The organism is Glutamicibacter sp. JL.03c, from assembly GCF_025854375.1.
Classification (GTDB): domain Bacteria; phylum Actinomycetota; class Actinomycetes; order Actinomycetales; family Micrococcaceae; genus Glutamicibacter.
Window position 1 is genome coordinate 1,977,116 of sequence record NZ_CP107575.1, and the last position, 14,276, is coordinate 1,991,391.

Annotated in this window: 9 protein-coding genes; all 9 read left to right on the forward strand. The window is 64.0% G+C overall.

Going from position 1 to position 14,276, the window contains the following annotated elements:
• Position 1: 1 nt before the first annotated feature.
• The 9 genes from zwf to glgX all read left to right on the forward strand — a co-directional run bounded on the left by zwf (position 2) and on the right by glgX (position 14,240).
• Positions 2–1,522, forward strand: a complete 1,521-nt coding sequence (gene zwf / locus OF385_RS09120) for a glucose-6-phosphate dehydrogenase (RefSeq protein WP_264275106.1) — start codon at positions 2–4, stop codon at positions 1,520–1,522.
• Positions 1,519–2,460 (forward strand): glucose-6-phosphate dehydrogenase assembly protein OpcA, encoded by a 942-nt coding sequence (locus OF385_RS09125; protein ID WP_264275107.1) that lies wholly within the window; start codon positions 1,519–1,521, stop codon positions 2,458–2,460. The genes zwf and OF385_RS09125 overlap by 4 nt, the downstream gene beginning before the upstream one ends.
• Positions 2,450–3,190 (forward strand): 6-phosphogluconolactonase, encoded by a 741-nt coding sequence (gene pgl / locus OF385_RS09130; RefSeq protein WP_264275108.1) that lies wholly within the window; start codon positions 2,450–2,452, stop codon positions 3,188–3,190. The genes OF385_RS09125 and pgl overlap by 11 nt, the downstream gene beginning before the upstream one ends.
• Positions 3,191–3,271: 81 nt before the next feature.
• The gene (locus tag OF385_RS09135; protein WP_264275109.1) at positions 3,272–4,237 is read left to right on the forward strand and encodes an FAD-dependent oxidoreductase; all 966 of its coding nucleotides are present in this window, start codon (positions 3,272–3,274) and stop codon (positions 4,235–4,237) included.
• A 343-nt stretch (positions 4,238–4,580) separates the two neighbouring features.
• A complete protein-coding gene (locus OF385_RS09140) occupies positions 4,581–7,019 on the forward strand; it encodes a glycogen/starch/alpha-glucan phosphorylase (protein ID WP_264275110.1) in 2,439 nt (812 codons plus the stop codon).
• A gap of 125 nt (positions 7,020–7,144) precedes the next feature.
• Positions 7,145–9,322 carry a 1,4-alpha-glucan branching protein GlgB gene (gene glgB, locus OF385_RS09145; RefSeq protein ID WP_413468152.1) on the forward strand — a complete coding sequence of 726 codons (2,178 nt, stop codon included), beginning with the start codon at positions 7,145–7,147 and terminating at the stop codon, positions 9,320–9,322.
• Positions 9,319–10,653: a glucose-1-phosphate adenylyltransferase gene (gene glgC, locus OF385_RS09150; protein WP_264275112.1), complete on the forward strand. Its 1,335-nt coding sequence runs from the start codon at positions 9,319–9,321 to the stop codon at positions 10,651–10,653. The genes glgB and glgC overlap by 4 nt, the downstream gene beginning before the upstream one ends.
• 6 nt (positions 10,654–10,659) lie before the next feature.
• Positions 10,660–12,108: a glycogen synthase GlgA gene (gene glgA, locus OF385_RS09155; RefSeq protein ID WP_264275113.1), complete on the forward strand. Its 1,449-nt coding sequence runs from the start codon at positions 10,660–10,662 to the stop codon at positions 12,106–12,108.
• The gene (glgX, locus tag OF385_RS09160) at positions 12,105–14,240 is read left to right on the forward strand and encodes a glycogen debranching protein GlgX (RefSeq protein WP_264275114.1); all 2,136 of its coding nucleotides are present in this window, start codon (positions 12,105–12,107) and stop codon (positions 14,238–14,240) included. Before glgA ends, glgX begins: the two co-directional genes overlap by 4 nt.
• The last annotated feature ends 36 nt before the right edge of the window (positions 14,241–14,276 follow it).

The window sequence follows — 14,276 nt, forward strand, 5'->3', positions numbered from 1 at the left end:
CATGAGTAATCCACTACGCGATGCCCGCGACCGGCGGCTTAACCGCATTGCCGGTCCGGGCGCGCTGGTGTTCTTCGGAATCACCGGCGACCTTGCCCGCAAGAAATTGATGCCAGCAGTCTATGACCTGGCCAACCGCGGGCTGCTCCCCCCGAATTTTGCCATCGTCGGCTTCGGCCGCCGCGACTGGAGCGCCGAGGACTTCGCGAACCAGGCCCGCGAATGGATCCTGGCCAGCTCCCGAACCCCGTTCAACGAAACGGTCTTCGCCCAGCTGGCCTCGGGCATGCGCTTCATTTCCGGTGCATTTGACGACGACGATGCCTACAAGAAGCTCGCCGAAACCCTCGACGAGCTGGCCCAGTCCCGTTCCACCGGCCGCAACCACGCGTTCTACCTCTCGATCCCGCCCAGCTGGTTCGAAATCGTCTGCCAGAAGCTCTCCGAACACCACCTGGCCAACGATTCCAACCCGGGCTGGGAACGCGTGGTCATCGAGAAGCCGTTCGGCCACAACCTGCACAGCGCCCGCGAACTGAACCAGATCGTGGAGTCCGTTTTCCCTCCGGATCAGGTCTTCCGCATCGACCACTACCTGGGCAAGGAAACCGTGCAGAACCTGCTGGCCCTGCGGTTCGGCAACCAGATGTTTGAGCCGCTGTGGAACAACAAGTACGTTGACCACGTCCAGATCACCATGGCCGAGGACATCGGCATCGGCGGACGGGCCAGCTACTACGATGGCGTGGGCGCGGCGCGCGACGTCATCCAGAACCACCTGCTCCAGCTGCTCGCGCTGACCGCCATGGAGGAGCCGATCTCCTTCAACGCCGATCACCTGCGCAGCGAAAAGGAAAAGGTCCTCTCGGCGGTCGAGCTTCCCGAAGACCTGGGTGCTGCCAGTGCGCGCGGCCAGTACACCTCCGGGTGGCAGGGTGCGGAAGAGGTTGTCGGCTTCCTCGATGAGGAAGGCTTCAACCCGAAGTCCAAGACCGAAACCTACGCCGCGGTGCGCTTGAACATCAAGACCCGCCGATGGGATGGCGTGCCGTTCTACCTGCGTGCCGGCAAGCGCCTGGGACGCCGCGTCACCGAGATCGCCGTGGTCTTCAAGAAGGCCCCGAACCTGCTCTTCGGCGACCACGATTCCGACGAGTTCGGCCAGAACGCCTTCGTGATCCGCGTCCAGCCAGATGAGGGCGCCACCATCCGCATCGCCTCGAAGGTGCCAGGCACCCAGATGGAAATCCGCGATGTCACCATGGACTTCGGCTACGGCAATGCCTTCACCGAATCGTCCCCGGAAGCCTACGAGCGCCTGATCCTCGATGTGCTCCTGGGCGAACCGCCGCTGTTCCCACGCCATGAAGAAGTGGAACAGTCCTGGCGGATCCTGGATCCTTTTGAGGAATACTGGGCTTCGCTGCCAGCCCAGCCGGATCCTTATGCTCCGGGGTCGTGGGGACCAGCCAGCAGTGATGAGCTGATGGCCAACGATGGAAGGACGTGGCGACGCCCATGATGATCGATCTTCCCAACACCACCACCTCCAAGGTGGCCAAGAAGCTGATCTCCTCGCGCCGTACCCACGGCGTGGTGGCGCTCTCCCGCGTGCTGACCCTGGTGGTCATCACCCGCGAAGGCTTCGCGGAAAACGCGATCGAGGCCGCCAACCTGGCCAGCCGCGAGCACCCTTGCCGCATCATCGTGGTGGTGCGCGGCAACACCAAGGAGAAGAACCGCCTGGACGTGCAGATCCGCGTTGGCGGTGACGCCGGCGCGTCCGAGGTCATCGTCATGCGCACCTTCGGCCCAGACGTCGTCGCCGATGAGGCGCTGATTTCCGCGCTGCTGCTGCCGGACGCCCCGATCGTCGCCTGGTGGCCGCATGGCGTGCCGAAGGATCCATTCGCCACCGCATTGGGCCGGCTGGCACACCGCCGCATTACCGATTCGGCCGAAGAGTCCGATCCGGTGGCCTCGCTGTACGGCCGGGCCGACAGCTACCATGCCGGGGATACCGACCTGGCGTGGACCCGCCTGACCTACTGGCGCGGACAGCTGGCGAGCATCATCGACCTGGTGGGCACCGAGGACCTGACCGGCATCACGGTGAAGGGCGCGGAGAACTCGCCCTCCACCGTATTGCTGGCCGCCTGGCTGACCATGACCCTGAACCTGCCGGTGACGATTGCCGCCGATAACACCACCGGAGGCCTGTCCAGCGTGCGCCTGTCCCGCGAAGCTGGCGATGTGGAACTTTCGCGCCCTTCCGGCGCGGTGGCCCACCTGTACCAGCCGGGCTCCGCCCCGCAGCGCATCTCCCTGCCTCGCCGTTCCGTCGCGGACTGCCTGGCCGAGGAAATGCGCCGCCTTGATGCCGACGAGGTCTTCGGCGACGTCATCACCAAGGGCCTGAAGATGACCCAGCTGCGGAGCGTGGTTCCCAGTGATCGCTAGGCAAATCACCATCCACGAGGATGCCGCTTCCACCGCGCATGCCATCGCCGCCCGCTTGATCACCTCGATCAACGACGCGATCGCGGCCCGCGGGGTCGCCCACGTTGTGGTCACCGGTGGCAGCCTGGGCATCGCAGCACTGGTGGCGGTCGCCGAAAACCCGGCCAGAATCTCGGTGAACTGGTCGCAGGTGCATTTCTGGTGGGGTGACGAGCGCTTTGTCGCCAGTGGCTCCGCCGATCGCAATGTGCTGCAGGCCGAGCCGCTCTTCGCCGCCCTGGACGAGTTGGGGCTGGACCGCGGCACCGTCCACGCCATGGGCGCCAGCGACCAGTTTGAGAGTGCCGAGCAGGCCGCCGCGGCCTACACGCAACTGCTCGCACAGGAAGCGCCGGAAGGCTCCGCTTCGCCGGTCTTCGACGTGCTGATGCTGGGCATGGGCCCGGATTCGCATGTGGCCTCGCTCTTCCCGAACCACACGCGCTCTGATGAGCTCGGGGCCATCGCGGTCCACGACTCCCCCAAGCCGCCACCGCATCGTGTCAGCTTGACCATGGGGACCATCAACACCGCACGCGAAGTGTGGTTGATCGTCGCCGGCGCCGACAAGGCTCCCGCCTTGGCCGCCGCGTCCCATGAAATCAACGAAGTGGCTGTTCCTGCCAGCGCAGTGCGCGGGACCCGAGCCACCCGTTGGATCGTCGATCGCGCCGCGTCAACACTGCTCTGATCAGCAACATATGGTCGGCTCCGCGAACCTCCGGGTTCCCGGAGCCGGCCTTTGCGCTAGCCACCGTCTTAAAGGATTCCCATGCCAGAACTGCTCGCCCCGATCAATGTCACGGTGATAGGTGCCGGGGTCATCGGCCTGTCCACCGCCCATGAACTGGCCAGCCAAGGCCATCGGGTGCGTGTGATCAGCGATCAGGAACCGCTGCGCACCGTTTCCGCGGTGTCCGCGGCCATCTGGTTCCCCTACCACTCGGAGAGCTCCCCCGCCGCCGACATCCTGCTCGCCCGCACCCTGGAACGCTTCGAGGCGCTCTCCTTGATCCCGGAGACCGGGGTCGACCTTCGCTTCGGCATGGACGTCGAGCGGCGCGAGGATGCCGATCGCTCATGGACCAGGCATGTTGCCGACGCCGCCGTCGTCGACCCGTCCTTGCTACCCGACAGCGCGCTCTCTGCTTCCAGCGGCACCGTCCCGGTCATCACCATGCCGACCTACCTGGACTGGCTCCAGCAGCAGTGCCAGCGGCTCGGCGTGCAGTTCGAGCAGGACACGATCACCGACGTGGGCGAGCTGGGCGCCGAAAGCGACGCCGTGGTGGTAGCTGCCGGGATCCGCGGAGGCGAGCTGCTCGGTGATGACAACAGCGTCTACCCGATCCGCGGCCAGGTCATCCGCTTGGCCAATACCGCCGGGTTGAGCGATTGGTTCAGCGATGACGACCATCCCCAGGGGGTCTGCTATGTCATTCCACGGCGCGATGACATCATCGTAGGCGGAACCGATATCGCCCACGACGCGAACCTCGAAGTTGATGAACAGACGGCGATCGACATGCTCGATCGGGCCATCGCCCTGGTCCCGCAGTTGGCGGACTGCGAGGTTCTGGAGCACAAGGTCGGCCTGCGTCCGGCACGGGAAACCATCCGATTGGAGCACGTGGCCGGCTACAACTTCCCGGTGATCGCGGCTTATGGCCACGGAGGCGGCGGTGTCACACTGTCCTGGGGCACCGCACAGCGGGTTGTGGAGTTGCTGAACCCGTAGCTGCGCAGGCCGCATCATTAAACACAAACTTCATCCTGATTAAACTCTGTGTTGCCAGGGGCCGGATATGCTCAGCATAGAACGCCAATCGGTGCCGTTCGCTGCCTAGGCTGGGGCGGTTTTCGGCGTTGCGTTTCGGAAACTGGAACAGGTCCGGCCCGCCGCGCCCTGAATAGTGCGGCGGGATATCGCGGATCGCCACAGTACCTGGTCCCGGCGCACGGCACCTTTGATGACGCTTGCCGGTCAAGGGCGACGACAGATCGCCGGCCTTAGAGTAATGTCACGTTTCACGCACCACCACTGACAATCCAGGTACTACTGACGATCACGAGAGCAGCCAATGTCGCAATCATTTGATGCCCGTCAACTCCGCGAAACGCAGGCCGGGCAATCCAGTCCGACGCCGGCACAATTTCGCCAAGCCTTGTTGCGCCATCTGCAGTACACGGTAGGCAAGAGCACGCAGAAGGCCTCGCTGTTCGACTGGCGGATGGCCCTGTCCCACACGGTGCGCGACAACGCGGTCGATCCGTGGTTCAGCGCGACCCGTCGCACCTGGGATGAAGATCGCAAGCGCGTCTACTACCTGTCGATGGAATTCCTGATCGGCCGGCTGCTCGAAGACCAAGCCATCAATCTGGGCCTGCGCGATGTCATGGTCCAGGTCCTCGCTGAATTCGGATTGGACTTCGATGAAGTGGCCGAGGGAGAACCCGATGCCGCCCTGGGCAACGGCGGGCTGGGACGGCTCGCCGCCTGCTACCTCGAATCCATGGCCACCATGGGCTGCCCCGCCTACGGCTACGGCCTGCGCTACGAACATGGGCTGTTCCGCCAGCACTTCGAGAACGGGCGGCAGATCGAAACCCCGGAAAACTGGCTGGCCACCGACAATCCATGGGATTTCACCCGCCCCGAAGCCGCCTACCCGGTTGGCTTCGGCGGCGAGCTGCACGACCGGCACGGAGCCTCCATCTGGTCGCCACGCTCCAAGGTCCTGGCCTCGGCCCATGACACCCCGGTGGTGGGCTACGGCGGCCAGTGGGCCAACACCTTGCGCCTTTGGGCCCCGATGCCCAGCGCCGACCTCTTTGATCTGGACCGCTTCAACGCCGGCGACTTCGCCGCGGCCTCCGAACCCGAAGCATTGGCCCGCAGCCTCAGCCGCGTTTTGTACCCGAACGACACCACCGAGGGCGGCAAGGAGCTGCGGCTTTCCCAGGAGTACTTCCTGACCTCCGCCTCGGTCCAGGACATCCTGCGCCGCTACCTGGCAGCACACGATGACCTGATCAAGCTCCCCGAGTTCGTTGCCATCCAGATGAACGACACCCATCCTGCCATTGCCGGTCCCGAGCTGATCCGCCTGCTGGTCGATGAACATGCCGTGGACTTCGATACCGCCGTGGAAACCGCGACCGGGGTCCTGGGCTACACCAACCACACGCTGCTGCCTGAAGCCCTGGAACGCTGGAGCGTCGGGCTGATGCGCAAGGTCCTGCCTCGCCATCTGCAGATCATCGAGACTCTCGACACCCAATTCATCGCGCTGCAAGGCCAGGTCTCGGATCCGGTGCGCCTGATCAGCAACGATCAGGTCAGCATGGGCGATTTAGCGTTCACCACCAGCCACAAGGTCAACGGGGTTTCAGCGCTCCACACCGAGCTGGTCAGCCAGCAGCTGTTCCCGATCCACAACGAACTGCACCCAGGGCGCATCGTGAACATCACCAACGGTGTCACCCCGCGCCGTTGGCTCAAACTTGCCAACCCGTCGCTGGCCGCGTTGATCACCGACACCATCGGCGCCGGGTGGGAGACGGACCTGGAGCGGCTGAGCGAACTCGAACCCTATGCCGAGGACCCCGCCTTCCGTGATGCCTTCGGCCGCAGCAAGCGCCAAGCCAAGGAGCATTTCATCGGCTGGCTGGCCGCTGAGCACGGCATCGATCTGCCCGCCGAGGCGTTGTACGACGCCCAGGTGAAACGGCTGCACGAATACAAGCGCCAGCTGCTGAACATCTTGTGGACCATTGCGCACTGGCAGCGGATCAAGCGCGATCCGCAGGCCAACTGGGTCCCTCGGGTCAAGATCTTCGGTGGCAAGGCCGCACCGAGCTACGAGATGGCCAAGCTGATCATCCAGCTGATCAATGACGTCGCCGAAGTGGTGAACAACGACCCGGAAACCCGCCACCTGCTGCGCGTGGTCTACCCGCCGAACTACGGCGTAACCATGGCCGAAAAACTGATTCCGGCGGCCGATCTGTCCGAGCAGATTTCCACCGCGGGCATGGAAGCCTCGGGCACTGGCAACATGAAGTTCGCCCTCAACGGCGCATTGACCATCGGCACCCTTGATGGGGCGAACGTCGAAATCCGCGAGCACGTCGGTGCCGAGAACTTCTTCCTCTTCGGGCTCACCACCGAACAGGTCGCCGAACGCCGCGCCCAGCAGGGCCACTCCCGCGCCGCGCTGGAGGCCAGCCAATCCCTGCGCGATGTCCTGCAGGCCATTGCCGAAGGCGTTTTCAGCCCCGAGGATCATCACCGCTATGACCGGTTGCTGGAGACCATGTGGAACAGCGACTGGTTCCTGGTTGCCTCGGATTTCGAGGACTACGACCGGGCCCAAAGCGAAGTAGCCAATTGCTACAGCGATCCCGAAAAGTGGCAGCGCATGGCCATCTTGAACATCGCTCGCATGGGTTATTTCAGCTCCGACCGCTCAATCCGCGAATATATGTCGCACATTTGGGATGTGGAATCCGCGCTGTAGTCCGGCATATTCGGTCACGGCAAGTAATACAGGCGTGACCTGCGTCATCTTAGGGGCAGGACCTTCCCATTGTGTTTGGATGAGAGCAACCGCAACAGCAAGGAGCCGATGTGGCAGACGAGGACATGAACCATCCGGTGCTCGATGCACGGCAGGTGCGCCTGCTGGCCCAGGGGCGGCATCCGGATCCTTTCTCCGTGCTCGGACCCACCGAAAACGGCCGGCACCTCGTGGCGCGCATTCCAGGCGCGGCCCAGCTCTGGGCCGTGAACGCCACCGACGAGGTGCAGCTTGAACCGCATCCCGAGGACCCGGAGCTTTTCACCGGTCCCGCCCTGCCCTACTACCGGTTGCGAATCCGCTGGGCCTCGGGATATGTCGAGGAGCGCGAGGACGCGTACCGCTTCGGACCGGTTATCGGCGCATTCGACGAGCACCTGATCGGCGAAGGCGAGCACCGCAGCCTCTGGAAAGCGCTGGGTGCGCACCTGATCACCCACGAGCAGGTTGCCGGCGCGCATTTCGCGCTCTGGGCGCCCAACGCTCGGAGGGTCAGCGTGGTTGGGGATTTCAACTCGTGGAATGGCACCGCCCATCCGATGCGTGCGCGCGGCGCCACCGGAGTGTGGGAACTCTTCCTGCCCGGTCTCGACGAGGGCGCGGTGTACAAGTACGAGATACTGGGCCCCGACGGAGAGCTGTTGCCGTTGAAGGCCGATCCCGTCGGCTTCGGCTCCGAGCATCCGCCCGCCACCGGTTCGGTGATCCGGCGCATCGAGGACCATGATTGGCGTGATGGATCATGGCTCGCCCGCCGCGAGCAGATCAACTCGGTCAACGCCCCGATCAGCATCTACGAGGTGCATCTGGGTTCCTGGCGTCGTGCCGCGGGCACCGGCAAGTCGATGAGCTATCTGCAGCTGGCCACGCAGCTCGTGGACTACGCCGCAGATATGGGGTTCACCCACGTCGAGGTCCTGCCCGTCACCGAGCATCCCTTCGAGGGGTCCTGGGGCTACCAGCCCATTGGCCTGTTCGCGCCAACGATCCGCCACGGGACTCCGCAGGAATTCGCGGCCTTCGTTGATGCCGCCCACGAACGCGGGCTCGGGGTGATCGCCGACTGGGTTCCGGGGCACTTCCCCACCGACCAGCACGGGCTGGGCCGGTTCGACGGAACCGCCCTCTACGAGCATCTTGATCCGCGCGAGGGCTTCCACCCGGACTGGAACACGCTGATCTACAACTACGGCCGCCCTGAGGTGCGCAACTATCTGGTGGCCAATGCGCTGTATTGGCTGGGCGAATACCACCTCGACGGGCTGCGCGTGGACGCCGTCGCCTCGATGATCAACCGCGACTACTCGCGCGCCGACGGCGAATGGATCGCCAATAAGGACGGCGGGAAGGAAAACTACGAAGCCATCGACTTCCTGAAGCAGACCAATGTGGCCAGCTATGCGCAGCACCCGGGCATCGCGATGATCGCCGAAGACTCCACCGCCTACCCCGGGGTCACCCGCCCGGTGGATGCCGGCGGCCTGGGCTTCGGCTACAAGTGGAACCTCGGCTGGATGAATGACTCGCTGGAGTACTTCGGCAAAGATCCGGTCTACCGAAAGCACCACCACAACCAGCTGACCTTCGGCATCACCTACGCCTTCAGCGAGAACTTCCTGCTGCCGATCAGCCACGACGAGGTCGTGCACGGCAAGGGCTCGATGTACTCGCGCATGCCGGGCAGCCACGCCGACAAGCTCGGGAACCTCAAGGCCTTCTACGGCTACATGTGGGGGCATCCGGGCAAGAAGCTGCTGTTCATGGGCCAGGAATTCGGCCAACCCGGCGAATGGGACTACCAGTCGCAGCTCGACTGGAGAATCCTCGATGACCCCGGGCATGCCGGCGTGCAGACATTGGTCAAGGATCTCAACCGGATCTACCGTGAGCAACCGGCCCTGCACCGGGGCGACACCCGTCCGGATGGTTTCCAATGGCTGCTGGTCGACGACATGGAGCATCAGGTCTTCGCCTGGCTGCGCCGCGCAGAACCTGGCGATCCCCATGTAGTCGTCGTGCTGAACCTCACCCCGGTGGAACGCACCGGATTCCGCATCGGATTCCCGGTGGCCGGACGCTGGGCCGAGGCCCTGAATACCGATTCCGAACGCTACCACGGGGCCAATTGCGGCCACGGCGGAGCCATCGAAACCGAAGCTGTCCCCTCAGGCGGCGAAGCCCAATCCGCACTACTCACGCTCCCACCCTTATCGGCAATCTATTTTGTGGAGGAACGCTCATGAATACCACTTCCAATAGGCGCACTGCAGCCGGGGCACCACCGCGCCTGTCCAGCCAGGCAATGGCCTTCGTCCTAGCTGGGGGCCGTGGAAGCCGGCTTGAGGAGCTCACCGATCGGCGTGCCAAGCCGGCGGTCCACTTTGGCGGAAAGTCGCGCATCATCGATTTCCCGCTCTCCAATGCCTATAACTCCGGGGTGCGCAAGCTCGCCGTTGCTACCCAGTACAAGGCGCACTCGCTCATCCGGCACATGCAACGTGGCTGGAACTTCTTCCGTGCAGAGCGTAACGAGTACCTGGATATCCTGCCTGCCAGCCAGCGCGTCCAGGAGAACAAGTGGTACCTGGGCACCGCTGATGCGGTCACGCAGAATATCGATATCGTTGACGATTATGACGTCGAGTACGTGATCATCTTGGCCGGCGACCACGTATACAAAATGGACTATGAGATCATGCTCCGCCAGCATGTCCAGACCCAGGCCGACGTAACCATCGGCTGCTTGACTGTACCGCGTGAGGAAGCCAGCGGATTCGGCGTGATGCATGTTAATGAGAACGGTCGAATTGTCGACTTCCTCGAAAAGCCCGCCGATCCCCCGGGCATGCCTGACGATCCGATGATGGCTCTGGCTTCCATGGGCATCTACGTCTTCAATTGGAAGTTCCTGCGTGAGCTGTTGCTGGACGATGCCGAAGATGACAGTTCTAGCCACGACTTCGGACATGATCTGATCCCGTCCATCGTGGACAATGGCGGTGCCTACGCCCACAAATTCACCGAGTCCTGCGTCATGTCCGGCCTGGAGACCGAACCGTACTGGCGCGATGTGGGCACCATTGACTCCTTCTGGCGAGCCAATCTCGACCTCACGGAGGTCGTTCCCTCGCTGGATCTCTATGACAACAGCTGGCCTATCTGGACCTATGCCGAATTGACGCCTCCTGCCAAGTTCATCCACGATGATGAATCGCGTCGCGGTCAAGCCGTGGAGTCACTGATCTCGGGCGACTGCATCCTCTCCGGGGCCGACGTTCACAAGTCATTGCTGTTCACCGGGAACCGGGCCCACTCCTTCGCGAAGCTCGAACAGGTCGTGTCCCTGCCCAACGTCGATGTGGGACGCAATGCGGACTTGACCAAATGCGTTATCGACAGCCGCGTGCGCATTCCCGAGGGGCTGATCGTCGGCCAGGATCCGGTGGAGGACTCCAAGTGGTTCCGCCGCACGGATTCCGGCGTCGTGCTCATTACCCAGCCGATGCTTGACCGTCGTGCCGCCATTATCGAGGGCGGCGTCGCGCGGGGCGCCGAGCAGTTGGAGGGGAAGTAGGAACCGATGGCTCAACAACAACGCCGTGTGCTGTCTGTTGCTTCTGAATGCGCGCCGTTGGTCAAGACCGGCGGGCTGGCCGATGTGGTGGGCGCGTTGCCTGCCGCGCTGGACCCGCTGGGGTGGCGCACCCGCATCCTGATGCCGGCCTATCCTGGCCTGCTGGAGCGAGTGGGCCGCACTCGACGGATTTGGCGGGACGAGGACCTCTTTGGCGGTCCCGCCACGGTGCGTTCCTGCCGCTTCGAAGGCCTGGATCTGCTGCTGCTCGATGCCCCGCACCTCTTTGATCGTCCCGGCGGACCGTATATGGTCGACGGTCACGACCATCATGACAACCACGTGCGCTTTGCGGCGCTGTCCTGGGTGGCGGCACGGATCGCCATCGACGGCACCTCTGATAAGTGGCGCCCGGATGTGGTGCATGCCCATGACTGGCAGGCGGGGCTGGTCCCCTCCTACCTGAAGTATGCCGGCTCCCGGATACCGACGCTGCTGACCATCCACAATATTGCCTTCCAGGGGATCTTCGGCCCGGATCAGCTTGATGCGCTGCGGCTGCCGGCCTGGGATTTCCATCCGGAGGCGCTGGAGTACCACTCGCTGGTCAGCACGCTGAAGGCGGGGCTGGTGCATGCCTCGCGGATCAGCACCGTCAGCCCGAGCTACGCCCAGGAGCTCACCCGTGAAGAGTTCGGCTTCGGGCTCCAAGGCGTGGTGACAATGCGCAGGGACCGCGGTGAACTTGCCGGCATCCTCAACGGCATCGACACCGAGGTCTGGAACCCGGCCACGGATCCGCAGATCATCAACTACAACGCGGCTGAACCGGCGGCCAAGGCTGCGAACCGGCTGGCATTGCTCAACGAATTCTCGCTGGACGAGCCATCGGGCCCGCTGGCTGTGGTGGTCACCCGGCTCACCCATCAGAAGGGTGTGGACCTTCTCCTGGAGAAGCTGCCGGCCTTCATCGAATCCTCGGGCGCGGTGGTGGTGCTCGGCTCGGGCGACCCGGGCTACGAGTACGCCCTGGGCGAGCTGGCGGCTCGCTACCCGCAGTCCGTGGGCCTGCACCTCGGCTACGACGAACAGCTCAGCCACCGGATGTACGCCGGGGCCGATCTGGTGCTGGTGCCCTCGCGATTCGAGCCATGCGGACTGACCCAGCTCATCGGCCTGCGCTATGGGGCGATCCCGCTGGTGGCTGACACCGGCGGCCTGCGCGATACAGTGATTGACGCGACGCCGGAGAATCTGTCCAATGGCACCGCCACCGGCTTCACCTTCAGCGACATCGATGCCGGAGGCTTGGGCTTCGCCTTGGGGCGGTCGGTGGACCTCTACAAGGATCAGGCGGCTTGGGCGCAGCTGCGTTCCCGGGCACTGAGCACCCCGGTGGACTGGGGCACCTCGGCCGCCGTATATGCCCGGCTGTTCACGGAGCTCGTTTCATGAGCCAAGCCCCGGCACCCGACACGGCTGCCGGCCGGCCGTGGCCGCTGGGCGTCACACTGGATGCAACCGGAGCCAACGTCGCGGTCTACGCGCCCGAGGCGAGGGCCGTATATTTCTGCTGGTTCCCCGAAGGCGATGAAGGAGAAGAGCAGCGCCTGGCCCTGCCCTACGTCCAGGACGGCATTTGGCATGCGCATCTTGGCGGCATCGGCGCAGGTACCAGGTATGGATTGCGCGCGGACGGCGCATACCGGCCCGAAGCTGGCCGGCGCTTTAACGTGAACAAGCTGCTGATCGACCCCTACGCCCGATCGCTGGACCGCCCGGTGCGGTATCACGAGCTGATGAACGGCGCCCTGCGGTCCGCTGCCGCAGATCCCGAGGACGGCCTCGACAACGGCCTGGCCCCGCAGCCTGATCCGGGCGACAGCGCACCCGTTGTTCCCAGGGGCATCATCACGGCAGCGCCCTCGGGCCCGGACCCCGCCAGCAACCGCCCGCACCATGAGCTGGCGGACTTGGTGATCTACGAGAGCCATCTGAAGGGCCTGAGCGCAGCCCATCCCGGGATTCCCGCCGAAATCCGCGGGACATATGCGGGCATGGGCCATCCGGCAATCATCGGGCATCTTCAGTCCCTCGGCGTTAATGCCGTCGAGCTCTTGCCGGTGCAGGCCTTTATCGACGACGAGCACATCATCGAACAAGGCCTCACCAACTACTGGGGCTACCAGCCCGTGGCCTGGTTCGCCCCCGAGCCCCGCTACGCCCAGAACGACGCCGTGGCCGAATTCCGCCAGCTGGTCCACGCCCTGCATGAAGCCGGCATCGAGGTCATCCTCGACGTGGTCTACAATCATAGCGGCGAAGGCGGGGAGCACGGCCCCACCCTGAACCTGCGCGGCCTGGATAACGCCGGGTACTACCGCTTGGCCGAGGACCCGCGCCAATATATTAACGATGCGGGCACCGGAAACACCCTTGCGGTCTACTCCCCCATGACCCTTCGCCTGGTGCTCGACAGCCTGCGCTATTGGGCCCAGACTTTCGGAGTGGACGGCTTCCGCTTCGATTTGGCGACCTCGGTGGCACGCACCCCGCAGGGTTTCGAGCGTGAGGGAACCTTCTTGCAATCCATTGCACAGGACCCCGTGCTCGCGGGCATCAAGCTTATCGCCGAGCCATGGGATCTGGGCCCTGGCGGATATCAACTGGGCAATTTCCCTTCCCCTTTCGCGCAATGGAACGATCGCTTCCGTGACGGGATGCGCAGGGTTTGGCGAGGCGAAGCCCTGGGAGCTGCGAATTTCGGTTCCCTGCTGCTAGGCTCCGCCGACTTCTTCGATCATTCGGGCCGGAGCGCCACCTCGGGAATCAACTTCCTCAGCGCGCACGACGGCTTCACTCTGCGTGATACCGTCACCTACTCGCAGAAGCACAATGAGGCTAATGGCGAGGAGAATCGCGACGGCCACGACGAGAACTACTCCGACAACTTCGGTGTCGAGGGTCCGACCGATGATGCCGGCATCCTCCAGGGGCGCAATCGTCGTGTTCGCGGCCTGCTGGCCACCCTGCTGCTTGCGCAGGGTGTGCCCATGCTGTTGGCCGGCGACGAGTTTGGCAACAGCCAGCAGGGCAACAACAATGCCTACGCGCAGGATAACGCATTGGGCTGGGTTGACTGGTCGTCGCAAGACCTTGAGCTCACGGGCTTTGTTCGCGACGTGATCGAGCTGCGCCACCGGTTCCCCCACTTGCGCCAGCGAGGTTTTTTGCATGGCCAGCAACGGGCGGATGGGCACCGTGACGTCCGTTGGTTCTGTCCCGATGGTTCCAGCCCTGAAGCGGAGCACTGGCAGGATCCGGAGTTCCGTTCTCTGGCGTTGCAGCTGCGCGGCGCTGCCGGCGACCGGCGCGGCGAGGCGCTGATAGGCAGCGTGCTGGTTGTTTTCAATTTCGGGGATGAATGCGAGTTCAGTCTTCCGGACCCTGATGATGGTGCCTCCTGGCACCTTGAACTGGACAGCGCCGAGCCGGGAATTTCAGCGCACAGTCTTGAAGGCAGCTACGTGATGCAGGGACATTCGGTTGTGCTGCTGAGCTCCCAGCGGGTACCACCGAAGCCTTAAACCCAATGGGCACCTTCCACATGATGTGGAAGGTGC